Raw genomic sequence first — 21,720 nt, forward strand, 5'->3', positions numbered from 1 at the left:
AGGAGATTCCGTGGCTACCGAAGCACCGCCGCCGCCCAGGAACGGGACGGAGACCGACCACGGTCCCGCGTCGCCCACGACGGAGCAGTTCGTCGAGGTGCAGGAAGGAGCGGAATTCGGCGAATTGCGCCGTACGTACCGTTCCTTCGCCTTCCCCCTCACCCTCGCCTTCATCGCCTGGTACCTGCTGTACGTCCTCCTCTCCAACTACGCCGGCGACTTCATGGGGACCAAGCTCTTCGGCAACATCAACGTGGCGCTCGTCCTCGGCCTCGGCCAGTTCCTCACCACCTTCCTCATCGCCTGGCTCTACTCACGGCACGCGGCGAACCGCCTCGACCCCCAGGCCGAGGCCATCCGACACCGTATGGAGGGCGACGCATGAGCACCCCCGTCCTGCTCGCGGCGGGCAACGCCACCAGCGAGCACCGGCCCCTGATCATCGCCCTCTTCGGGGCCTTCGTCGTCGCCACCCTGGTCATCACCGTCTGGGCGGGGCGGCAGACCCGCAGCGCCGCCGACTTCTACGCCGGCGGCGGCCAGTTCACCGGCTTCCAGAACGGCCTCGCCATCTCCGGCGACTACATGTCCGCCGCGTCCTTCCTCGGCATCAGCGGCGCCATCGCCCTCTACGGGTACGACGGCTTCCTCTACTCGATCGGCTTCCTCGTCGCCTGGCTCGTCGCCCTGCTCCTGGTCGCCGAACCGCTGCGCAACTCCGGCCGCTTCACCATGGGCGACGTCCTCGCCTACCGGATGCGCCAGCGGCCCGTCCGCACCGCCGCCGGCACCTCCACCATCGTCGTCTCGATCTTCTACCTGCTGGCCCAGATGGCGGGCGCCGGCGTCCTCGTCTCGCTGCTCCTCGGCATCACCAGCGACGGCGGCAAGATCGCGATCGTGGCCCTCGTCGGCGTCCTGATGATCGTCTACGTGACGATCGGAGGCATGAAGGGCACCACCTGGGTGCAGATGGTCAAGGCCGTCCTGCTCATCGCGGGCACGCTCCTCATCACCTTCCTCATCCTCCTGAAGTTCGACTTCAACCTCTCGCAGCTGCTCGGCGCCGCCGCCACCAACAGCGGCAAGGGCGACGCCTTCCTGGAGCCCGGCCTCAAGTACGGCGCCACCGCCCTCTCGAAGCTGGACTTCATCTCCCTCGGCATCGCCCTCGTCCTCGGCACCGCCGGCCTGCCCCACATCCTGATCCGCTTCTACACGGTGCCGACCGCCAAGGCCGCCCGTAAGTCGGTCAACTGGGCGATCGGCATCATCGGCGCCTTCTACCTGATGACGATCGTCCTCGGCTTCGGCGCCGCCGCCCTGCTCAGCGGCGACACCATCAAGGCGTCCAACAAGGCGGGCAACACGGCGGCCCCGCTGACCGCCCTCGAAGTCGGCGGCGGCGCCGGCTCCACCGGAGGCGCGATCCTCCTCGCCGTCATCTCCGCCGTCGCCTTCGCCACCATCCTCGCCGTGGTCGCCGGCCTGACCCTGGCCTCCTCCTCGTCCTTCGCGCACGACATCTACGCGAACGTGATCAAGCGGGGGAAGGCCACCGAGCGCGAGGAGATGCGGGCCGCCCGCTGGTCCACCGTCCTCATCGGCATCGTGTCGATCGCGCTCGGAGCCCTCGCCCGCGACCTCAACGTCGCCGGCCTGGTCGCCCTCGCCTTCGCGGTCGCCGCCTCGGCCAACCTGCCGACGATCCTCTACTCGCTCTTCTGGAAGCGGTTCACCACCCAGGGCGCGCTGTGGTCGATCTACGGCGGACTGATCTCCTCCGTCGTCCTCGTCCTCTTCTCGCCTGTCGTCTCCGGCGGCCCGGCCTCGATGTTCAAGGGCGTGGACTTCCACTGGTTCCCCCTGGAGAACCCCGGCCTCGTCTCGATCCCGCTCGGCTTCCTCCTCGGCTGGCTCGGCTCGCTCCTCTCCAAGGAGGAGCCGGACGCGGGCAAGTACGCGGAACTCGAGGTCAAGTCGCTCACCGGTGTGGGGGTCGCCGCCGCGGTCCGGCACTGACCCCAGCGCACCGGACCGTATACGGTCAGCGACCACCGGACGGCCGCGTCGTAGAGTTCTACGACGCGGCCGCGCCCTTCCTCGTGACAATCCACCCTGCTCGTCAGGCGTGAGCTCACGTAGGCTCGGAGCACACGCATCCACACGACGGGGAGGGGGCCCACAGTGCTCATCGACACCTACGGCAGGGTGGCCACCGACCTGCGCGTCTCGCTCACCGACCGCTGCAACCTGCGCTGCACCTACTGCATGCCCGAAGAGGGCCTCCAGTGGCTGGCCAAGCCGGACCTGCTCACCGACGACGAGATCGTGCGGCTGATCCGGATCGCGGTCACCGACCTCGGCGTCACCGAGGTCCGCTTCACCGGCGGCGAACCGCTGCTCCGGCCCGGCATCGTCGGCATCGTCGAGCGCTGCGCCGCCCTCGAGCCCCGCCCCCGGATGTCCCTCACCACCAACGGCATCGGGCTGAAGCGCACCGCGACCGCACTCAAGGCCGCCGGGCTCGACCGGGTGAACGTCTCCCTCGACACCCTGCGCCCCGACGTCTTCAAGACCCTCACCCGCCGTGACCGTCACCAGGACGTCCTCGACGGCATGGCCGCCGCCCGGGACGCCGGCCTCACCCCGGTCAAGGTCAACGCCGTCCTGATGCCCGGGCTCAACGCCGACGAGGCACCCGACCTCCTCGCCTGGGCGATCGACGAGGGGTACGAGCTCCGCTTCATCGAGCAGATGCCGCTCGACGCCCAGCACGGCTGGAAGCGCGACGGCATGATCACAGCCGGTGACATCCTGGAGTCGCTGCGCACCCGCTTCACGCTGACCGCCGAGGGTGCCGACGAGCGCGGTTCGGCGCCCGCGGAGCGCTGGGTCGTCGACGGCGGGCCGCACACGGTCGGCGTCATCGCCTCCGTCACCCGCCCGTTCTGCCGGGCCTGTGACCGCACCCGCCTCACCGCCGACGGGCAGGTCCGCACGTGCCTGTTCGCCACCGAGGAGACGGACCTGCGGGCCGCCCTCCGCTCGGACGCCCCCGACGAGACGGTCGCGGAGCTCTGGAAGAAGGCCATGTGGGGCAAGAAGGCCGGCTCCGGCCTCGACGACCCCAGCTTCCTCCAGCCCGACCGCCCCATGTCGGCGATCGGCGGCTGACCTTCTAGGAAGCCCGGAAGTCCTGGGAGTCCTGCGGATCCTCGGGGTTCTGGGGGTTCCGCCCGTCCTCGGAGCCCGACTCCCACTCGGCGAGCGGGACGACGTCCTTCAGGAAACCCCGTACGCCCAGGAACTGGGAGAGGTGCTCGCGGTGCTCCTCGCACGCGAGCCAGGTCTTGCGCCGCTCGGGCGTGTGCAGCTTCGGGTTGTTCCACGCGAGGACCCAGACGGCGTCGGCGCGGCAGCCCTTCGCGGAACAGATCGGCTTCTCTTCGCTCACCTGATCATTGTCCAGCAAGGGCGATGCCGAGCAGCCACGGGGGGAGCTGCCCGGCATCGGTCCGTCGCTCCGACGGGGGATGCGGAGCGCGTAGGAAGTATGTCACGGCACATGGGGTGTGGTGCACAGGAACTTCATGATTGATCTGAGCTTTTCTTGAGCTTTCCGGCCACTGTGCGTGATCACTTCCGGCCTTGCGGCCGGTCCGCGTCCGCGTCGTCCTCCGCCTCGGCCGCGCCGAGCTCGGGCCGCGTCGGAGTCGGCACGAAGGTGGAGGGAAGGGACGGAGTCGACTCCCGTCCCGCGTTGGCGATGACCACGGCGATGTAGGGGAGCAGGATCCCCAGGGCCAGCGCCACGATGGCCACGTGCCGCTCGACGTTCCACAGCACCGCGGCCGCGATCACGGAGAGCGTCCGCACCGTCATCGAGATGACGTACCGCCGCTGCCGTCCCCGCACGTCGTCCGCGAGCCCCTGCCGGGCTCCCGTGATGCGGAAGACTTCGGTTCCGCCACGCTTCGGCATCGCCGTCCACCACCCACCGCTCGCGCCGGACCCTCCCCGGTCCGGACCTTCTTCCACCGTACGCCCGCCCCTCCGCGCGGACGAGACCGGGGCACGTATGGCGCTGTCCGACATGCGCCGTTTGGTCGACGGGCCGAGACTGGGCGCACATGCGTACAAGGAGGCGACGATGAGTTGGTTGTGGGCGATCATCGTGGGATTCGTCCTCGGCCTGATCGCGAAGGCGATCCTGCCGGGGAAGCAGCAGATCCCGCTCTGGCTGACGACCGTGTTCGGCATTCTCGGCAGCGTGCTCGGAAACGCGGTCGCGACCTGGATCGGTGTCAACGACACCAAGGGCATCGACTGGACCCGCCACCTGCTCCAGCTGATCGGCGCCGTCGCCGTGGTCGGAGTGGGCGACATGCTGTGGACCTCGATGAGGGGCAGCAGGCAGCGCACCTAGGCCCTGTCCGACCCCGATCCGCCGGGAGAGCGCCCCGACCCGGTGTCGAACGCGAGGAGGCCCGGTGCGGCACACGACGTGGTGTGCCGCACCGGGCCTCCGGCGTGCGGAGCGGGCGGGTCAGCCCTCCGCGCCGGCGAACTCGATCGCCGCCAGGTTCTTCTTGCCGCGCCGCAGCACCAGCCAGCGGCCGTGCAGCAGCTCGTCCGCCGACACCTCGGCGTCCTCGGCGGTGACCTTCACGTTGTTCACGTAGGCCCCGCCCTCCTTCACCGTGCGGCGCGCGCCCGACTTGCTCGGCGCGAGACCGACCTCGGTGAACAGGTCCACGACCTGGCCCAGCTCGGTCACCCGGGCGTGCGGCAGCTCGGACAGGGCGGCGGCCAGCGTCGCCTCGTCCAGCTCCGCCAGCTCGCCCTGGCCGAACAGCGCCTTGGAGGCGTTGATGACGGCCGCGCACTGGTCGGCGCCGTGCACCAGGGTGGTGAGCTCCTCGGCCAGCGCCCGCTGGGCGGCGCGCGCCTGCGGCCGCTCGGCGGTCTGCGCCTCCAGCTCCTCCAGCTCCTCGCGGGACTTGAAGGACAGGATCCGCATGTACGTCGAGATGTCCCGGTCGTCCACGTTCAGCCAGAACTGGTAGAACGCGTACGGCGTGGTCATCTCCGGGTCCAGCCAGACGGCCCCGCCCTCGGTCTTGCCGAACTTGGTGCCGTCCGCCTTGACCATCAGCGGGGTCGCCAGCGCGTGCGCCTGCGCGCCCGGCTCAAGGCGGTGGATCAGGTCGAGCCCGGCCACCAGGTTGCCCCACTGGTCCGAGCCGCCCTGCTGGAGCGTGCAGCCGTAGCGGCGGTACAGCTCCAGGAAGTCCATGCCCTGGAGCAGCTGGTAGCTGAACTCCGTGTAGCTGATGCCCTGCTCGGACTCCAGGCGCCGGGCGACGGAGTCCTTGGTCAGCATCTTGTTGACCCGGAAGTGCTTGCCGATGTCCCGCAGGAACTCGATCGCCGACATGCCGGCGGTCCAGTCCAGGTTGTTCACCATGACCGCCGCGTTCTCCCCCTCGAAGGAGAGGAACGGCTCGATCTGAGTCCGCAGCCGGTTCACCCAGTTCGCGACCGTCTCGGGGTCGTTCAGGGTGCGCTCGGCCGTCGGGCGCGGGTCGCCGATCTGGCCGGTGGCCCCGCCGACCAGCGCCAGCGGCCGGTGCCCGGCCTGCTGGAGCCGGCGCACGGTGAGCACCTGGACCAGGTGACCGACGTGGAGACTGGCCGCGGTCGGGTCGAAACCGCAATAGAACGTGACGGGACCGTCCGCGAGAGCCTTGCGCAGTGCGTCCTCATCGGTGGACTGGGCGAAGAGCCCGCGCCACTTCAGCTCGTCGACGATGTCCGTCACGATCGTCCGTCTCCTCAGAAAGTCGTCAGTACTACGGCCACTCAGTCTAGGCGGGTCAGACCCCCTTGCTGACCGAGCTCATGTTGAAGTCCGGCACCCGCAGGGCGGGCATCGCGGCACGGGTGAACCAGTCGCTCCACTCGCGCGGCAGCGTCTTCTCCGTACGGCCCGCCTCCGTGGCCCGCGACAGCAGGTCCACCGGCGACTCGTTGAACCGGAAGTTGTTCACCTCGCCGACCACCTCGCCGTTCTCGACGAGGTAGACGCCGTCCCGGGTCAGACCGGTCAGCAGCAGCGTCGCCGGGTCGACCTCGCGGATGTACCAGAGGCAGGTCAGCAGCAGGCCCCGCTCGGTCGAGGCGACCATCTCCTCCAGGGAGCGCTCGCCACCGCCGTCCAGGACCAGGTTGCCCGCGCCGGGCGCCACGGGCAGCCCGGTGAGTCCCGCCGTGTGCCGGGTGGTGATCAGGTGCGCCAGGCTTCCGGCCTTCATCCAGTCGATCGGCCCGACCGGCAGGCCGTTGTCGAAGACGGAGGAGTCGTCGCCGGAGGAGTGCGCGATCACGAACGGCGCGGATTCCAGGCCCGGCTCGTTCGGATCGCTGCGCAGCGTCAGCGGCAGCGGGGAGAGGGACTCGCCCAGCCGGGTGCCACCGCCGGGCTTGGAGAAGACCGTACGGCCCTCCACCGCGTCCCGGGCCGCGGAGGACCACAGCTGGTAGATCATCAGGTCGGCCACGGCCGTCGGCGGCAGCAGCGTCTCGTAACGCCCGGCGGGCAGCTCGATCCGCCGCTCCGCCCAGCCCAGGCGCGTCGCCAGCTCCGCGTCGAGCGCGCCCGGGTCCACGTCCTTGAAGTCCCGCGTCGAGCGGCCGGCCCAGGCGGACCGTGAGCGGTCCGGCGACTTCGCGTTGAGCTCCAGCGTCCCGTTGGGCTGGTCGTGGCGGAGCCGCAGCCCCGTCGACGTACCCAGGTAGGTGGAGGTCAGCTCGTGGTTCGCGAACCCGTACAGCTCGCGGCCGCCGGCCTTGGCCCGGGCGAAGGCCTCGCCGAGCGCGGGCGCGAAGTCGGCGAACACCGCGGAGGACGTCTCCGCCGGCGCGTCCGTGAAGTCCGGCGACGCCGGCACGCCCTCCACCAGCGACTGCGCGTCCTCGGCGGGCCCCGCGGCCCGCGCGGCCGCCTCCGCCGCCCGGACCAGCGGCTCCAGGTCGTCGACGGTCACCGCCGACCGGGACACCACACCGGAGGCCGTGCCCTGCGCGCCGTCGACGGTCGCGATCACCGTGAGCGTACGGCCCCGGGTCACACCGTTCGTGGTGAGCGCGTTCCCCGCCCACCGCAGGTTCGCCGACGACTCCTCGTCGGCGATCACGACACATCCGTCGGCGCGGGACAGCTCGAGCGCCCGCTCGACGATCTCGTACGGCTTGCTGACGCGGCTCATCGACCGGCCTCCTGCGTCGTGTTCAGGCTGTGCTGACCCGGGAGGCGACCCCCGGACCCCCGGCAAATCTGGTGGTGCGCGCTCATCGACCGGCCTCCTGCGTCGTGTTCAGGATGTTGACGCCCCGGAAGAGGGCGGAGGGGCAGCCGTGCGAGACGGCGGCGACCTGGCCCGGCTGGGCCTTGCCGCAGTTGAAGGCGCCGCCGAGCACGTACGTCTGCGGGCCGCCGACCTGCTCCATGGAGCCCCAGAAGTCGGTGGTGGTCGCCTGGTAGGCCACGTCCCGCAGCTGCCCGGCGAGCCGGCCGTTCTCGATGCGGAAGAAGCGCTGACCCGTGAACTGGAAGTTGTAGCGCTGCATGTCGATCGACCAGGACCGGTCGCCGACCACGTAGATGCCGCGCTCCACGCCGCCGATCAGGTCCTCGGTCGACAGACCGCCCGGGTCCGGCTGGAGGGAGACGTTCGCCATCCGCTGCACCGGCACGTGCGCGGGGGAGTCCGCGAAGGCGCAGCCGTTCGAGCGGCCGAGGCCCGTCAGCTTCGCGATCCGCCGGTCCAGCTGGTAGCCGACCAGCGTGCCGTCCTTCACCAGGTCCCAGGACTGCGCCTCGACGCCCTCGTCGTCGTACCCGATGGTCGCGAGACCGTGCTCGGCGGTCCGGTCACCCGTCACGTTCATGATCGAGGAGCCGTACGCCAGCTTGCCCAGCTGGTCGAAGGTGGCGAAGGAGGTGCCCGCGTACGCGGCCTCGTAGCCGAGCGCCCGGTCCAGCTCGGTGGCGTGCCCGATGGACTCGTGGATCGTCAGCCACAGGTTCGACGGGTCCACGACCAGGTCGTACCGGCCCGCCTCGACGCTCGGCGCCCGCATCTTCTCGGCGAGCAGCGCCGGGATCTCGTCGAGCTCCTTGTCCCAGTCCCAGCCGGTCCCGGTCAGGTACTCCCAGCCGCGGCCGACCGGCGGCGCGATCGTCCGCATCGAGTCGAACTCGCCGGTCGTCTCGTCGACGGCGACCGCCGTGAGCTGCGGGTGCAGCCGGACGCGCTGCTGCGTGGTGACGGTGCCGGCCGTGTCCGCGTAGAACTTGTTCTCGTGCACGGTGAGCAGCGAGGCGTCCACGTGCGCCACGCCCTCCGCACCCAGCAGCCGCGAGCTCCAGTCGGCGAGCAGCGCGCTCTTCTCCTCGGCGGGGACGGAGAACGGGTCGATCTCGTAAGAGGAGACCCACGTGCGCTCCTCGTGCACCGGCTCATCGGCCAGCTCCACGCGCTCGTCCGAACCCGCCGCCGCGATCACCTTCGCCGACAGCTTGGCCATGGCGACCGCCTGCGAGGCCACCCGCGCGGCCCCGTCCATGGTCAGGTCCACTCCGGACGCGAACCCCCAGGCGCCGCCGTGCACCACCCGCACCGCGTAGCCGAGGTCCGTGGTGTCCGACGATCCGGACGGCTTGGCGTCCCGCAGTCGCCACGAGGCGCTCCGCACCCGCTCCAGGCGGAAGTCCGCGTGCTCGGCACCCAGCGCCCTCGCCCGCGCGAGCGCCGCGTCCGCGAGCGCCCTCAACGGCAGCGCCAGAAACGTCTGATCGACCTGATGGGCCACGAAGTCTCCCCTTCTCGATTTGTGTCCGCAGTGAATCATGCGGGCCCTTCCTTATGGGCTGCCACACGTTTCCCGGACACGAACCCGCCGTTTCGTGGTGTGCCGACCAGGCGGTCTGTAGAGACCCGACAGGGTGGGCCTCGCCGCACTGTCGGGGCCCGATTCTCTGTATGGCGCACCGGCCCGATAGGTTTTCGGTGTTCAGACCGCTATCGAAAGGGTGATCCGTTGAGCCGCTCGGTTCTCGTCACCGGAGGAAACCGGGGCATCGGCCTCGCCATCGCCCGCGCGTTCGTCGAGGCCGGCGACAAGGTCGCGATCACGTACCGCTCCGGCGATCCCGCTGAGCTGGAGAAGGCCGGTCTCCTGGCCGTCAAGTGCGACATCACCGACTCCGAGCAGGTCGACCAGGCCTACAAGGAGATCGAGGAGAAGCACGGCCCGGTCGAGGTCCTCGTGGCCAACGCGGGCGTGACGAAGGACCAGCTCCTCATGCGCATGTCCGAGGAGGACTTCACGTCCGTCCTCGACACCAACCTCACCGGCACCTTCCGGGTCGTGAAGCGGGCCAACCGCGGGATGCTGCGCGCCAAGAAGGGCCGCGTCGTCCTGATCTCGTCGGTCGTCGGTCTGCTGGGCTCCGCGGGCCAGGCCAACTACGCCGCCTCCAAGGCCGGCCTCGTCGGCTTCGCCCGCTCCCTCGCGCGTGAGCTGGGCTCGCGCAACATCACCTTCAACGTCGTCGCCCCCGGTTTCGTCGACACCGACATGACCGCGGTGCTCACCGACGAGCAGCGTGCGGGCATCGTGTCCCAGGTGCCGCTGGGCCGCTACGCGCAGCCGGAGGAGATCGCCGCCGCGGTGCGCTTCCTCGCCTCCGACGACGCCTCGTACATCACTGGAGCCGTCATCCCGGTTGACGGCGGATTGGGCATGGGTCACTGATCACCATGAGCGGAATTCTCGAGGGCAAGCGCATCCTGATCACCGGTGTGCTGATGGAGTCCTCCATCGCCTTCCACACCGCGAAGCTGGCCCAGGAGCAGGGTGCGGAGATCATCCTCACCGCCTGGCCGCGGCCGTCGCTGACCGAGCGCATCGCCAAGAAGCTCCCCAAGCCCGAGAACGTGAAGGTCCTGGAGCTCGACGTCTCCAACGACGAGCACCTCGCGCGCCTGGAGGGCCAGGTCCGCGAGCAGCTCGGCGACCGTCTCGACGGCATCGTGCACTCGATCGGCTTCGCGCCGCAGGACGCGCTCGGTGGCAACTTCCTCAACACGCCGTTCGAGTCCGTCGCCACGGCCATGCACGTCTCCGCCTTCTCGCTGAAGTCGCTGACGACGGCCCTGCTGCCGCTGATGACCGAGGGCGGCTCCGTCGTCGGCCTCACCTTCGACGCGCAGTACGCCTGGCCGCAGTACGACTGGATGGGCCCGGCCAAGGCCGCCCTGGAGGCCACCAGCCGGTACATGGCGCGTGACCTGGGCAAGCAGAACATCCGCTGCAACCTGATCTCGGCGGGTCCGATCGGCTCGATGGCCGCCAAGTCCATCCCCGGCTTCAGCGAGCTCGCCGCCGTCTGGGACAGCCGCTCCCCGCTGGAGTGGAACCTCGCCGACCCCGAGCCGGCCGGCCGCGGTGTCGTGGCGCTGCTCTCCGACTGGTTCCCGAAGACGACGGGCGAGATCGTCCACGTCGACGGCGGCCTGCACGCGATCGGCGCGTAACGGCTTCACGCGACAGCACCGAGGGCCGTGTGTCCGCCTCCCGGAGGCGGACACACGGCCCTCGCCGTTCCGCAACCCGTGCCCGACTCGAAAAGTCGCGCGAATCGCCCCAGACTGGTGCGAAGCGTGATGTTCCTACCGCTGACGGGGAGGAGGTACGGGTATGCGCGCGATACGCCAGGGGTTCGGCGCGTTCGCCTCCGTCGCCGTCCTGCTCACCGGGATCGCCGTCGCCGACGAGGTGCGCTCCTCACCCGCCCCGGCCGAAGACGCTCCCGCCGCCCCGGTGGCCGAGGGGCCGGAGGCCTTCGAGGCCTCCTGCCGCACCGTCGTCCAGGGCTCCCGCGTCACCGCCTACTGCCATAACCCGTACCCCGCCACCGACAGCGTCCGCCTCCACGTCGAGTGCGACCGCTGGTGGGACGTCGACACCGACAGCGCCCCCGTGGAGGTCGGTCCCGCCGACTACGCCAAGCTGACCGGCCGCTGCTGGAAGGAGGTCCGGTCCGCCTGGGTCACGCACCAGCCTGCGGACCGGGCTCCGCTTCCGGGCTCCTGAGGCACATGAAGGGGTAGCCGGCCGCCTCCGTGCCGGCCCGCTCGGCGTCGCCGTCCCTGATCGCGTCCACCAGGCGCGCGTGGTCCATGTGGTTCTCCGGCCGCAGCTCCTGACCCACGTCGTCGCGCAGCCAGTCCCGCAGCAGGTCGCCCAGGTCCGCGTAGAGCTCCGTCAGGACCTCGTTGCCCGAGGCCGCGACGACCGCGTGGTGGAAGGCCGCGTCGACCGTCACGAACCGCTCCGCGTCCCCGGACTCCCACGCCTGCTCGCGCCGTTCGAGCAGGGCGTCGAGCTGCTTCAGGTCCCGCTCGGTGCGCCGCCCGGCGGCGAACCGGGCCGCGGCGGACTCCAGCGTCGACCGCAGCTCGGCGACGTGGCGGGGATCGGAGCCGGCGAAGCGCCGGTGCATCACCCCGGCCAGCTCGCTGGTGGCGATGACGTACGTCCCCGAACCCTGCCGGATGTCGAGCAGCCCGTTGTGCGCCAGTGCCCGGACGGCCTCGCGCACGGTGTTGCGGGCCACGCCCAGCTGCTCGACCAGCTCGGGCTCGGTCGGGATGCGCGAACCCACCGGCCATTCGCCGGAGGTGATCTGGTTCCGCAGCTCGGCGATCACCTGATCGGAGAGGCCTGCGCGCCGGGGGTGACCGAGGGCCATGGAGCACCTTCCTGTTCGTTCGAGATTGGACAACCAATCATCCCATGATTCTATGATGGCCCCATGCCTGACGAGCCGCAGACCCTCGACCCCGCCGCACCACCGGCCCGGACCGCCACTTCGACCGCCACCACCGCGGACTCCTCCGCGCCCGCTCGACCCCACGGCGGCGGTACCTCCCCGGCGGTCCAGTCCCCACCGGCCGCGCCCGGCCCCCGCTGGTCCCTCGCGCTCGTCACCGTCGGACTCGTCCTCGCCGCGCTCAACCTCCGCCCGGCCATCACCAGCTTCGGCGCCCTCCTGGCGGACGTCAGCGACGGCCTCCACATGAGCGGCAGCGTCGCCGGTGTCCTGACCTCCGTCCCGCCGCTCTGCTTCGCCGTCTTCGGCATCACGGCCCCGCGCCTCGCCCGCCGCTTCGGCCCCGCCGCCGTCGTCTGCGCCGGCATGGCCGCGATCTTCACCGGCCTCGTCGTCCGGCCCTTCGCCACCGGCACCGCCGGCTTCCTCGCCGCCAGCGCCCTCGCCCTCATGGGCATCGCCGTCAGCAACGTCCTGATGCCCGTCATCGTCAAGCGGTACTTCCCCGACCGCGTCGGCAGCATGACCGGCCTCTACTCCATGGCGCTGGCCCTCGGCACCTCCGTCGCCGCGGCCGCCACCGTCCCGATGACCGACGCCCTCGGCGGGGACTGGCGCCTGGGCCTCGGCGTCTGGGCCGCCCTCGCCGCCCTCGCCGTCCTGCCCTGGATCCCGCTCCTCCGCGACCGTGCCCGCGACGGAGCCGGCGGTGGTACGGGAGACAAGCCCGCCGCCCCGGCCGAGACCGCCGCGCCGCGCGTCGCCCGCAGCCGCACCGCCTGGGCCCTCGGCTGCTTCTTCGGCCTCCAGGCCACCGGTGCCTACATCACCATGGGCTGGATGCCGCAGATCTTCCGCGACGCAGGGGTCCCCGCCTCGACCGCGGGCGTCCTCCTCGCCGTCACGATGGTCATGGGCGTCCCGCTCGCCTTCGTCATCCCCCGGCTCGCCACCCGCATGAGGAACCAGGGCCCGATCGTCGTCGCCCTCGGCCTGTGCGGCCTCGCCGGCTACACCGGGCTCTTCCTCGCCCCGGCCGGCGGAGCCTGGCTCTGGGCGGTGCTCCTCGGCGTCTCCAACTGCTCCTTCCCGCTCGCCCTCACGATGATCGGCCTGCGCTCGCGCACCGGCGCCGGCGTCGTCCGCCTCTCCGCCTTCGCGCAGAGCGTCGGCTACCTCATCTCCATCCCCGGCCCCCTCCTCGTCGGCGTGCTCTACCAGCACAGCGGCGGCTGGAGCCTGCCGATCGCGCTCATGGGCGGTCTGATGGTGCCGCAGATGATCATCGGCTGCCTGGCGGGACGGGACCGGACCGTCGAGGACGAATGCTGAGATGCGAGACTGGTCCCATGCCAGTCCTCGAACCCACCCCCCCGAACGGCCAGAAGAAGCTGCTCCTCGTGCTCGGCGCGATGCTCGGCATCACGGTCGTGATCGCCGTCGTCGCCTCCGCCTTCTCGCCGTGACCCGGCCGTGAGGCCGCCGCGGGGTGGGGAAAACCCCCGCATCCCCTAGGGGGTGAGTGTCAGGGTGAAGTGGGTGGATCACCGGATGGGCCGCCACCCCCGCGATCCGTACGTTGGAGACGACGGCGAAAGCGAGCGACTCACCCACGGAGGCGGCCATGTCGGCCCCCACGCACCCCCGCATCCGGACCACCACGGCAGGTGTCGACACCCGGCTCCCCTGGTGGGCCCTGGCCCTCCCGGTGGCCGCCTTCGTAGCCCTTCTGCTGCTCATCACGGGGCCGGGTGAGGCCCACGCGACCGCTGGTGACCTGGGGGTCGGCCGGGTTCTGGACCACCTCCAGCAAACGCTGCCTCTCTGAGTCGCCGAAGGCCGTTTCGTGCGAAGCTGTTGACCATGAGCGTCGATACACCCCGCAGGATCGTGCTGCTTCGACACGCCAAGGCCGACTGGAACGACGAGGCCGACCACGAGCGTCCCCTCGCCGACCGGGGGCGCGCGGACGCCCCCGTGGCGGGCCGCCGGCTCGCCGGGACCGGCATCCCCTTCGACCTGGCCCTCTGCTCGACCGCCGTCAGAACCCGCGAGACCTGGAAGCTGGCCGTGCCCGAGCTGCCCCAGCGGCCCAGGACCGTGTACGAGGACCGGCTGTACGAGGCCTCGCTCGGCGAGCTCATCGCCGTGCTCAACGAGACCTCGGACGAGGTGTCCAACCTCCTGGTCATCGGCCACAACCCCGGCATGCACGCGCTCGCGGACGCCCTCGCCGGCGAGAGCGACGCGGACCTCCTGCCCCACATGAACCGCAGCGGCTTCCCGACCTCGGCCTTCGCCGTCCTCACCTTCAACGGCTCCTGGAAGGCGGTGGAGCACGGCGTCGGCCGCCTCGTCGACTTCTGGACCCCCCACGGCTGACCAGGACGCCGAGCCGCACGTCGGCCCCGTACTGCGAGCCGCACGCCGGCCCCGTACTGCGAGCCGTACGTCAGCCCCGTACGTCCGACCCGTGCGTCGGCCCCGTACGTGCGCGAAGGGCCCGGTCGTCACACGACGACCGGGCCCTTCTCCGTACCGACAGCGTGGGGCGGGGACCCGCCCCGACGGCTCAGTGCAGCAGCTCCTCGCCGCCGTCCGCGGCCTCGACCTCTTCCCGCGTGATGCCGAGCAGGTACAGCACGGTGTCCAGGAAGGGCACGTTCACCGCGGTGTCGGCGGCCCGGCGCACGACCGGCTTGGCGTTGAACGCCACCCCGAGCCCGGCCGCGTTCAGCATGTCCAGGTCGTTGGCACCGTCGCCGATCGCCACCGTCTGCGCCAGCGGCACACCCGCCTCCGTGGCGAACCGGCGCAGCAGCCGCGCCTTGCCCGCCCGGTCCACGATCTCGCCCGTCACCCGGCCGGTGAGCTTGCCGTCGACGATCTCCAGGGTGTTGGCCGAGGCGAAGTCCAGCCCGAGCCGCTCCTTCAGATCGTCGGTGACCTGGGTGAACCCACCCGACACGACGCCCACCTGGTAGCCCAGCCGCTTCAGCGTGCGGATCAGGGTCCGCGCGCCCGGCGTCAGCCGCACCTCGGCGCGGACCTTGTCGACCACCGAGGCGTCGAGGCCGGCCAGCAGCTCCACGCGCGCGTGCAGCGACTGCTCGAAGTCGAGCTCGCCGCGCATCGCCGCCTCCGTCACCTCGGCGACCTTGTCCTCGCAGCCGGCGTGCGCCGCGAAGAGCTCGATCACCTCGTCCTGGATCAGGGTCGAGTCGACGTCCATCACCACCAGCCGCTGCGCGCGCCGGTGCAGACCGGCGGACACCACGCCGACGTCGACCCCGATGGAGTGCGCCTCGATGGCCAGGGCCGTCCGCAGCGGCTCGGTCTCACAGCCCGAGACGGCGAACTCGACGGCCGTCACCGGGTACTTGGCCAGGCGGAAGATCCGGTCGATGTTGCCGCCGGTCTCCGCGATCCTGGCCGCTATGGCCGCCGTCTGCTCCGCGGTCAGCGGGTTGCCGAGCACGGTGACGTGGGAGCGCCCCTCGCCACGGGGCCGGTTGTCACCGGTGCCGGAGATGATCTCGGCCTGGAGCTTCAGGGATTCGGCCCAGCTGTGCACCGTGGCCCTGAGCTCGCCGGCCGAGGCGACGGTCGGTTCCGTGACGAGCGCGCACAGGACGAGGCGGCCGCGGGAGACCACCTGCTCGATGTCCACGACGTCGACGGAGTAGGCGGCGAGGGTGTCGAAGAGTCCCGCGGTGATCCCGGGACGGTCCTTCCCGAAGATCTTGACGAGAAGGGTGGGAACGTCTGAGGTCTGCGATGCGCTCATGGTGGTTCCACCGTATCGGGCACCGCGTGCCACCTGACCCCCCGTCCCGCGTAGCGGACACCCGAGTGGTCGAGGGCTTGCCCCGAAGGTCTTCACACGGCCCGACTTTCCGAGACGGGACCGGGCCTGAAATAGTTCCCCAGGATGATTCGACATCCCTGGACTCCCGAAGGCGGGGGTACATCGGGGGACAAGTAGTGGGGCTCGGAGTGCCAGAACTCGTACTGGAATTGAACGGCAGGACCTGGACGCTCGATCCGTCCCGGTCGTACACCCTGGGCAGGGACCCGCAGGGTGACCTGGTCATCGACGACGCCAGGGTCTCGTGGCGGCACGCCACCATCAGCTGGGGCGGCCGGAGCTGGGTCATCGAGGACCACGGCTCCACCAACGGTACGTTCCTCCAGGGGCAGCGGATCCACCAGATGGAGATCGGCCCCGGCTCGGCCGTCCACCTGGGCAACGCGACCGACGGCCCGCGGCTCAATCTCGCCGCCGGAGCCCAGTCCGGAGCCCAGGCGGCGCCGCAGGCCCACCAGCAGGCACAGGCCCAGCAGCCGCCGGTGGCCCAGCCCGTGGCGGCGCACCAGGCGGCCGACCAGGCCGCCGCCCAGGCGGACTGGGCCACGCAGGGCCCGCCGCAGCAGCAGCCGGGCTGGCAGCAGCCGCAGGCGCAGCCGCAGTTCCCGCACCAGCAGGGCGCCCCCCAGGGCGGGCACGGTCACCCCGGGCACGGCGCCGCGGGGGCGTCGTCGGCCTACGCCGACCGCAGCCCGACCACGTTCCACCAACTGTCCCTCGGCCACGTCATGCGCATCGGCCGTGCCCTCGAGAACGAGCTGGTCGTCTCCGACCTCCAGGTCTCGCGGCACCACGCCGAGTTCCACGCGACGCCCGACGGCCGCTTCGAGATCCGCGACCTCGGCTCCCACAACGGCACCTACGTCAACGGTCAGCCGATCGCCAAGGGCGGCACCGCCCTCCTCGGCCCGCAGGACATCGTCGGCGTCGGCCACTCGACGTTCCGGATCGTCGGCGGCCAGCTGGAAGAGTTCGTCGACACCGGCTCCGTCTCCTTCTCGGCCCGCCACCTCACCGTCACCGTCGACGGCGGCAAGCAGATCCTCAAGGACGTCAGCTTCGGCGTCCCCGAGAAGTCGCTGATCGGCGTCATCGGCCCGTCCGGCTCCGGAAAGTCCACCCTGCTCAAGGCGTTGACCGGCTACCGCCCGGCCAACGAGGGCGACGTCCTCTACGACAACCGCAGCCTCTACAAGCAGTTCGCCGAGCTGCGCCAGCGCATCGGTCTGGTCCCGCAGGACGACATCCTCCACAAGGAGCTGACCGTCCAGAAGGCGCTGCGCTACGCGGCCAAGCTCCGCTTCCCCGGCGACACCGCCACCGCCGAGCGCGAGGCCCGCATCGACGAGGTGCTGCGCGAGCTCAAGCTCGACATCCACAAGGAGAAGAAGGTCACCTCCCTCTCCGGTGGCCAGCGCAAGCGCGTCTCCGTCGCCCTGGAGCTCCTCACCAAGCCCTCGCTGATCTTCCTGGACGAGCCGACCTCCGGCCTCGACCCCGGCATGGACCGCGACGTCATGCAGCTCCTGCGCGGCCTCGCGGACGACGGCCGCACGGTCCTCGTCGTCACCCACTCGGTGGCCGAGCTCGGCCTGTGCGACAAGCTCCTCGTCATGGCCCCCGGCGGCTCGGTGGCGTACTTCGGTCCGCCGGAGGAGGCGCTGAACTTCTTCGGCTACTCCACCTGGGCCGACGTGTTCTCCGCCTTCGAGAACTACCGCGACTACGACTGGGCGGGCCGCTGGAAGGGCTCGCAGCACTACCAGATGTACGCCGCGGACATCGACGCCGTCGCCGCCCAGCCCGTCCAGATGCCGCAGCAGGCGATGTCCCGGCCGCCCAAGCCGCAGGGCTGGGGCTCCCAGCTGTGGACCCTGATCCGCCGCTACGTCTCCGTGATCGCCTCCGACGTGGGCTTCATGGCCCTGATGGTGATCCTGCCGGCCGTCCTCGGCGCGGTGTCCGTCGTCATCCCCGCCGACTTCGGCCTCGGCAAGCCCACGCCCCCGTCCCGGTTCAACGGCGACGCCGGCACGATCATGCTGATCCTCGCGGTCGGCATGTGCTTCAGCGGCGCGGCCAACTCGGTCCGTGAGCTGATCAAGGAACGGGTCATCTACGAGCGGGAGCGTGCCGTCGGCCTGTCCCGCTCCGCGTACCTGATGTCCAAGGTCATCGTCCTCGGCCTGATCACGGCCTTCCAGGGCGTGATCATCTGCGCCATCGGCTTCTCCACGCGCGCGCTGCCCGAAGAGGGCCTGCTCATGCCGCCGGCCGTCGAGCTGTGCATCCAGGTCATCGGGCTCGGCCTGACCTCGATGATGGTCGGCCTGGTCATCTCCGCGCTGGTGAAGACCGCCGAGAAGACCATGCCGCTGCTCGTCATGTTCGCGATCATCCAGGTCGTGTTCACCGGCATCCTCTTCCAGGTGTACGACTCGCCCGGCCTTGAGCAGTTCGCCTGGCTCATGCCCTCCCGCTGGGGCATCGCCGGTGCCGGCGCCACCCTGGACCTGGCGCACCTGATGCCGCCGTGGGACCACAAGGACCCCACGAACACCGACCCGCTGTGGGAGCACACGGTCGGCCAGTGGAGCCTCGACCTCGGCATCCAGCTGTTCATGGCCACCGTCTGCTGCGTCGCCGTGGCGCGTCTGCTGCGCCGCCACGAGCCCGAGGTCATGCGCAAGTAGTCACGCACGGCAGTACGCCCGAGGGCGGCACCCCCAGTGGGGGTGCCGCCCTTCGGCGTACGGGAGCCGTACGGGAGGCGTACCGCGGTGCGACAGCGGATCAGTACGCGCTGTTGACGTTGTCGATCGAGCCGTAGCGGTCGGCCGCGTAGTTGGCGGCGGCGACGATGTTGGCGACCGGGTCGTACTGGTCGAACGCGGTGCCGGGCACGTGGTAGGCCTTGAAGGTCGGGTAGATGACCTGGAGCAGACCCTTGGACGGGACGCCGTTGATGGCGTTGATGTCCCAGTTGTTGATGGCCCGCGGGTTGCCGCTGGACTCGCGCATGATGTTCTTGTGCAGGCCGTTGTACGAGCCCGGGATGTTGTGCTTGTCCATGATGAACAGCGCCTCGCGGATCCAGCCGTCGAGGTTGTTCGCGAAGACGGGGGTGCGGGCGACGGAACGGCTCGCGGCCGCCTTCTCCGCGGCACGCTTCTTCGCCGCGGCCTTGGCCTTCGCCTCCGCCTTCGCCTTGGCGGCGGCCTTGGCCTTGGCGTCCGCCTTGGCCTTGGCGGCGGCCTTCGCCTTCGCGTCGGCCTTGGCCTTCGCGGCCTTCGCCTTGGCGGCGGCCTCGGCCTTGGCCTTCGCCTCGGCCTCCTGCTTGGCCTTCAGGCCGACGGTGGTGTGCTGCTCGGTGACGCTGGCGGCCAGCGCCTTCGCCTGCGGGCTCGCGGCGTCGTAGGACCAGGCGACCTGCTGCGTGCCCGAGAGGGCCTGCGGCTCGGTCTCGGTGGCGCCGTTGCCCGGCACCAGGGAGAGGGTGAGAGCTGCGGCGCCCAGAGCGGCGACGCCGGCGATCGTGGCCTTGTGGGTCTTCTTCAGACCACGACTGTGGCCAGGGGTGTTCGCAGACATGCAGAAACCTCTTCGAATCGCTGGGGGTCGCTCCGCCGGCGGCGGTGCTGCTGCGCCTTACTCGACGGCGACGGGGGCAATTCTTAGCGGCCGCAAAATCCTGTGGCAAAGGTGTGACGTACGATCCCGGGTAGTGGATCAGCGGCGTGTGCCCGGACCCCCGGCACCCCTTCGAGGCCAGCCCCCACCGCCTCTGCCTGGTCTGACCGCATCCACTAGGCCGCTTCGTAAGTGATGTGGGTCCTATGCGCGGGCTCACATCGGCCACGTAACGAACTCACCGGGCGTTGCACCGGCAATGCGCACGGTGAGCAGGTCTCCTCCCCAGGGACGAGACCGCCCTCCCAGGCCGTCGGACCTAGGTCGCGAGACCCCCCCCGGGCGTGGTCCCCGGACGGATACGGAGGGTCACACCCCGCCGGTACGGTGAACACATGAGCCATCGACCCAGCTCCGGCCTGGCCGCCGTGAGCACCGCCCTCCTCGCGATGAGCCGCCACCTGGAGGTCCGCGACGTCCTCAAGACGATCGTCGCCTCCGCCCGCGAGCTGCTCGACGCCGAGTACGCGGCCCTGGGCGTCCCCGACGACCACGGCGGCTTCGCCCAGTTCGTGGTCGACGGGGTGAGCGAGGAGCAGTGGAAGGCGATCGGCCCTCTCCCACGGCAGCACGGCATCCTCGCCGCCATGCTCCAGAAGGCCGAGACCGAACGGCTCGCCGACGTCCGCCTCGACCCCCGCTTCGAGGGCTGGCCGGCCGCCCACCCCGAGATGTCCGACTTCCTCGGCCTCCCCGTCAGGGACGGCGACGAGATCCTGGGCGCCCTCTTCCTCGCCAACAAGCGCTGTCCGAAGGAGGACGGCGGCTGCGGCTTCACCGCGGAGGACGAGGAACTGCTCTCGATCCTCGCCCAGCACGCGGCCATCGCCCTCACCAACGCGCGCCTCTACGAGCGCAGCCGCGAACTCACCATCGCCGAGGAACGCTCCCGCCTCGCCCACGAGCTGCACGACGCCGTCAGCCAGAAGCTCTTCTCGCTCCGGCTGACCGCCCAGGCCGCGGCCGCCTTCGTCGACCGGGACCCGGTCCGTGCCAAGGGTGAGCTCCAGCAGGTCGCCGTGCTCGCCGCCGAGGCCGCCGACGAACTGCGCGCCGCCGTCGTCGAGCTCCGCCCCGCGGCCCTCGACGAGGACGGCCTCGTCCACACCCTCCGCACCCAGATCCAGGTCCTCGACCGCGCCCACACCGCCCGGGTCACCTTCGACGGCCAGGGCGCCCGGGCCCTGCCGGCAGCCCAGGAGGAGGCCGTGCTCCGGGTCGCCCAGGAGGCCCTGCACAACGCCCTGCGGCACGCGGACGCCGAGCTCGTCACCGTCACCCTCGCCCGCAGCGGCCAGGGCGCCCGGCTCACCGTCACCGACGACGGCAAGGGGTTCGACCCGCGTACGGTCCGCAGTGCCGGCCGCCACCTCGGCCTGGTCTCCATGCGGGACCGGGCGAGCGGCGTCGGCGGCGCGCTCACCGTGACCTCGGCCGCCGGCGAGGGCACCACGATCGAGATGGAGGTTCCCGGTGGCTGACCGACCGATCCGAGTCCTGCTGGTCGACGACCACCAGGTCGTCCGCCGAGGCCTGCGCACCTTCCTGGAGGTGCAGGACGACATAGAGGTGGTGGGGGAGGCCTCCGACGGCGCCGAAGGCGTCGCACGCGCCGAGGAGCTCCGCCCCGACGTCGTCCTCATGGACGTGAAGATGCCCGGCACGGACGGCATCGAGGCGCTCAGACGGCTCCGTGAGCACGCCAACCCCGCCAGGGTCCTCGTCGTCACCAGCTTCACGGAGCAGCGCACCGTCGTTCCCGCGCTCCGCGCCGGAGCCTGCGGCTACGTATACAAGGACATCGACCCCGACGCCCTGGCCGCCGCGATCCGCTCCGTCCACGCCGGGCACGTCCTCCTCCAGCCCGAGGTCGCCGGCGCGCTCCTCGCCCAGGACGACTCACCGGGGGGTACGGGCCGGGGCACCACCCTCACCGAGCGGGAGCGCGAGGTCCTCGGCCTGATCGCCGACGGCCGCTCCAACCGCGAGATCGCCCGCGCCCTCGTCCTCTCCGAGAAGACCGTCAAGACGCACGTCTCGAACATCCTCATGAAGCTCGACCTGGCGGACCGCACCCAGGCCGCCCTCTGGGCCGTACGCCACGGCCTCACCGACTGACGCGCCCCCCTCATGCGCCGGGCGCACGACCGTTCAGTACTTCATACCGTCGTGTGTATATCCCCCGTTCGGCGCAACCCGGCGGGGGATCAGGCGTTCTCCAGAGCGTGCTGCGGCGGACCTGCCGCAGCGATGACCAGGA

Annotated in this window: 22 protein-coding genes; 14 read left to right on the forward strand and 8 right to left on the reverse strand. The window is 70.8% G+C overall.

The genetic code is table 11. The annotated features are described in order from the left end of the window. The first annotated feature begins 10 nt into the window (after window positions 1-10). From OO54_RS17325 to moaA, 3 genes are all read left to right on the forward strand, one after another. Window positions 11-385 (forward strand): DUF485 domain-containing protein, encoded by a 375-nt coding sequence (locus tag OO54_RS17325; RefSeq protein WP_033204125.1) that lies wholly within the window; start codon window positions 11-13, stop codon window positions 383-385. After that, a complete protein-coding gene (locus OO54_RS17330) occupies window positions 382-2,022 on the forward strand; it encodes a solute symporter family protein (protein WP_033204126.1) in 1,641 nt (546 codons plus the stop codon). Before OO54_RS17325 ends, OO54_RS17330 begins: the two co-directional genes overlap by 4 nt. 165 nt (window positions 2,023-2,187) lie before the next feature. After that, window positions 2,188-3,177 carry a GTP 3',8-cyclase MoaA gene (gene moaA / locus OO54_RS17335; RefSeq protein WP_033204127.1) on the forward strand — a complete coding sequence of 330 codons (990 nt, stop codon included), beginning with the start codon at window positions 2,188-2,190 and terminating at the stop codon, window positions 3,175-3,177. Between the two features lie 4 nt (window positions 3,178-3,181). Here moaA and OO54_RS17340 read toward each other — a convergent pair whose 3' ends face one another. Further along, window positions 3,182-3,514, reverse strand: coding sequence for a hypothetical protein (locus tag OO54_RS17340; protein WP_234439480.1), 333 nt, complete (start codon window positions 3,512-3,514; stop codon window positions 3,182-3,184). A 125-nt stretch (window positions 3,515-3,639) separates the two neighbouring features. After that, window positions 3,640-3,984 (reverse strand): DUF3099 domain-containing protein, encoded by a 345-nt coding sequence (locus tag OO54_RS17345; protein ID WP_033204128.1) that lies wholly within the window; start codon window positions 3,982-3,984, stop codon window positions 3,640-3,642. A gap of 169 nt (window positions 3,985-4,153) precedes the next feature. Here OO54_RS17345 and OO54_RS17350 point away from each other — a divergent pair, with 169 nt between their 5' ends. Then, complete coding sequence (locus OO54_RS17350; protein ID WP_033204163.1) at window positions 4,154-4,429, forward strand: GlsB/YeaQ/YmgE family stress response membrane protein; 276 nt, start codon at window positions 4,154-4,156, stop codon at window positions 4,427-4,429. A gap of 120 nt (window positions 4,430-4,549) precedes the next feature. On the opposite strand, the gene tyrS is transcribed toward OO54_RS17350, so the two are convergent. From tyrS to OO54_RS17365, 3 genes are all read right to left on the reverse strand, one after another. Continuing rightward, window positions 4,550-5,824: a tyrosine--tRNA ligase gene (gene tyrS, locus OO54_RS17355; RefSeq protein WP_017238532.1), complete on the reverse strand. Its 1,275-nt coding sequence runs from the start codon at window positions 5,822-5,824 to the stop codon at window positions 4,550-4,552. A 55-nt stretch (window positions 5,825-5,879) separates the two neighbouring features. Then, entirely contained in the window at window positions 5,880-7,271 is a 1,392-nt protein-coding gene (locus tag OO54_RS17360) for a metallopeptidase TldD-related protein (RefSeq protein WP_033204129.1), read from the reverse strand. An 82-nt stretch (window positions 7,272-7,353) separates the two neighbouring features. Then, window positions 7,354-8,877: a TldD/PmbA family protein gene (locus OO54_RS17365; protein WP_033204130.1), complete on the reverse strand. Its 1,524-nt coding sequence runs from the start codon at window positions 8,875-8,877 to the stop codon at window positions 7,354-7,356. Between the two features lie 228 nt (window positions 8,878-9,105). On the opposite strand from OO54_RS17365, the gene fabG reads away from it, so the two are divergent. The 3 genes from fabG to OO54_RS17380 all read left to right on the forward strand — a co-directional run bounded on the left by fabG (window position 9,106) and on the right by OO54_RS17380 (window position 11,163). Then, on the forward strand, window positions 9,106-9,822 hold the full coding sequence (fabG, locus tag OO54_RS17370) for a 3-oxoacyl-[acyl-carrier-protein] reductase (protein ID WP_033204131.1): 717 nt from the start codon (window positions 9,106-9,108) through the stop codon (window positions 9,820-9,822). Window positions 9,823-9,827: 5 nt separating this feature from the next. After that, on the forward strand, window positions 9,828-10,604 hold the full coding sequence (gene fabI, locus OO54_RS17375) for an enoyl-ACP reductase FabI (RefSeq protein WP_017238528.1): 777 nt from the start codon (window positions 9,828-9,830) through the stop codon (window positions 10,602-10,604). Window positions 10,605-10,767: 163 nt separating this feature from the next. Continuing rightward, window positions 10,768-11,163: a hypothetical protein gene (locus OO54_RS17380; protein ID WP_033204132.1), complete on the forward strand. Its 396-nt coding sequence runs from the start codon at window positions 10,768-10,770 to the stop codon at window positions 11,161-11,163. Here OO54_RS17380 and OO54_RS17385 read toward each other — a convergent pair. Then, the gene (locus OO54_RS17385; protein WP_017238526.1) at window positions 11,120-11,821 is read right to left on the reverse strand and encodes a FadR/GntR family transcriptional regulator; all 702 of its coding nucleotides are present in this window, start codon (window positions 11,819-11,821) and stop codon (window positions 11,120-11,122) included. The genes OO54_RS17380 and OO54_RS17385 overlap by 44 nt on opposite strands. 63 nt (window positions 11,822-11,884) lie before the next feature. Between OO54_RS17385 and OO54_RS17390 the strand changes: the two genes are divergently transcribed. The 4 genes from OO54_RS17390 (at window position 11,885) to OO54_RS17400 (ending at window position 14,284) form a co-directional block, all read left to right on the forward strand. Further along, on the forward strand, window positions 11,885-13,234 hold the full coding sequence (locus OO54_RS17390) for a CynX/NimT family MFS transporter (RefSeq protein WP_033204133.1): 1,350 nt from the start codon (window positions 11,885-11,887) through the stop codon (window positions 13,232-13,234). Between the two features lie 17 nt (window positions 13,235-13,251). Then, window positions 13,252-13,368: an SGM_5486 family transporter-associated protein gene (locus OO54_RS48330; RefSeq protein ID WP_267888962.1), complete on the forward strand. Its 117-nt coding sequence runs from the start codon at window positions 13,252-13,254 to the stop codon at window positions 13,366-13,368. 158 nt (window positions 13,369-13,526) lie between these two features. Next, a complete protein-coding gene (locus OO54_RS17395; RefSeq protein WP_026058080.1) occupies window positions 13,527-13,730 on the forward strand; it encodes a hypothetical protein in 204 nt (67 codons plus the stop codon). A 35-nt stretch (window positions 13,731-13,765) separates the two neighbouring features. Beyond that, complete coding sequence (locus OO54_RS17400; RefSeq protein WP_033204134.1) at window positions 13,766-14,284, forward strand: SixA phosphatase family protein; 519 nt, start codon at window positions 13,766-13,768, stop codon at window positions 14,282-14,284. Between the two features lie 190 nt (window positions 14,285-14,474). Here the strand turns inward: OO54_RS17400 and serB are convergent, their stop codons facing one another. Beyond that, a complete protein-coding gene (serB, locus tag OO54_RS17405) occupies window positions 14,475-15,689 on the reverse strand; it encodes a phosphoserine phosphatase SerB (RefSeq protein WP_033204135.1) in 1,215 nt (404 codons plus the stop codon). Window positions 15,690-15,886: 197 nt separating this feature from the next. Here serB and OO54_RS17410 point away from each other — a divergent pair, with 197 nt between their 5' ends. Next, window positions 15,887-18,463, forward strand: a complete 2,577-nt coding sequence (locus OO54_RS17410; protein ID WP_033204136.1) for an ABC transporter ATP-binding protein/permease — start codon at window positions 15,887-15,889, stop codon at window positions 18,461-18,463. Window positions 18,464-18,563: 100 nt separating this feature from the next. Here OO54_RS17410 and OO54_RS17415 read toward each other — a convergent pair whose 3' ends face one another. After that, window positions 18,564-19,361, reverse strand: coding sequence for a transglycosylase SLT domain-containing protein (locus OO54_RS17415; RefSeq protein WP_033204137.1), 798 nt, complete (start codon window positions 19,359-19,361; stop codon window positions 18,564-18,566). Window positions 19,362-19,795: 434 nt separating this feature from the next. Between OO54_RS17415 and OO54_RS17420 the strand changes: the two genes are divergently transcribed. Both OO54_RS17420 and OO54_RS17425 read left to right on the forward strand, forming a co-directional pair. Beyond that, window positions 19,796-20,941, forward strand: a complete 1,146-nt coding sequence (locus tag OO54_RS17420; RefSeq protein WP_033204139.1) for a GAF domain-containing sensor histidine kinase — start codon at window positions 19,796-19,798, stop codon at window positions 20,939-20,941. Then, the gene (locus OO54_RS17425; protein WP_033204141.1) at window positions 20,934-21,578 is read left to right on the forward strand and encodes a response regulator; all 645 of its coding nucleotides are present in this window, start codon (window positions 20,934-20,936) and stop codon (window positions 21,576-21,578) included. Before OO54_RS17420 ends, OO54_RS17425 begins: the two co-directional genes overlap by 8 nt. The last annotated feature ends 142 nt before the right edge of the window (window positions 21,579-21,720 follow it).

The organism is Streptomyces wedmorensis (genome assembly GCF_000716445.1).
In the GTDB taxonomy this organism is placed as follows: domain Bacteria; phylum Actinomycetota; class Actinomycetes; order Streptomycetales; family Streptomycetaceae; genus Streptomyces; species Streptomyces wedmorensis.

What these genes read in the sequence shown, in the direction of transcription:
- OO54_RS17360 (WP_033204129.1), bottom strand. Translation starts at nt 7,271, where the DNA reads ATGAGCCGCGTCAGCAAGCCGTACGAGATCGTCGAGCGGGCGCTCGAG.
- fabI (WP_017238528.1), top strand. Translation starts at nt 9,828, where the DNA reads ATGAGCGGAATTCTCGAGGGCAAGCGCATCCTGATCACCGGTGTGCTG.
- OO54_RS17420 (WP_033204139.1), top strand. Translation starts at nt 19,796, where the DNA reads ATGAGCCATCGACCCAGCTCCGGCCTGGCCGCCGTGAGCACCGCCCTC.
- OO54_RS48330 (WP_267888962.1), top strand. Translation starts at nt 13,252, where the DNA reads ATGCCAGTCCTCGAACCCACCCCCCCGAACGGCCAGAAGAAGCTGCTC.
- OO54_RS17330 (WP_033204126.1), top strand. Translation starts at nt 382, where the DNA reads ATGAGCACCCCCGTCCTGCTCGCGGCGGGCAACGCCACCAGCGAGCAC.
- OO54_RS17400 (WP_033204134.1), top strand. Translation starts at nt 13,766, where the DNA reads ATGAGCGTCGATACACCCCGCAGGATCGTGCTGCTTCGACACGCCAAG.
- OO54_RS17350 (WP_033204163.1), top strand. Translation starts at nt 4,154, where the DNA reads ATGAGTTGGTTGTGGGCGATCATCGTGGGATTCGTCCTCGGCCTGATC.
- OO54_RS17395 (WP_026058080.1), top strand. Translation starts at nt 13,527, where the DNA reads ATGTCGGCCCCCACGCACCCCCGCATCCGGACCACCACGGCAGGTGTC.
- serB (WP_033204135.1), bottom strand. Translation starts at nt 15,689, where the DNA reads ATGAGCGCATCGCAGACCTCAGACGTTCCCACCCTTCTCGTCAAGATC.
- OO54_RS17385 (WP_017238526.1), bottom strand. Translation starts at nt 11,821, where the DNA reads ATGGCCCTCGGTCACCCCCGGCGCGCAGGCCTCTCCGATCAGGTGATC.
- OO54_RS17415 (WP_033204137.1), bottom strand. Translation starts at nt 19,361, where the DNA reads ATGTCTGCGAACACCCCTGGCCACAGTCGTGGTCTGAAGAAGACCCAC.
- OO54_RS17340 (WP_234439480.1), bottom strand. Translation starts at nt 3,514, where the DNA reads ATGCCGGGCAGCTCCCCCCGTGGCTGCTCGGCATCGCCCTTGCTGGAC.
- OO54_RS17380 (WP_033204132.1), top strand. Translation starts at nt 10,768, where the DNA reads ATGCGCGCGATACGCCAGGGGTTCGGCGCGTTCGCCTCCGTCGCCGTC.
- OO54_RS17345 (WP_033204128.1), bottom strand. Translation starts at nt 3,984, where the DNA reads ATGCCGAAGCGTGGCGGAACCGAAGTCTTCCGCATCACGGGAGCCCGG.
- OO54_RS17390 (WP_033204133.1), top strand. Translation starts at nt 11,885, where the DNA reads ATGCCTGACGAGCCGCAGACCCTCGACCCCGCCGCACCACCGGCCCGG.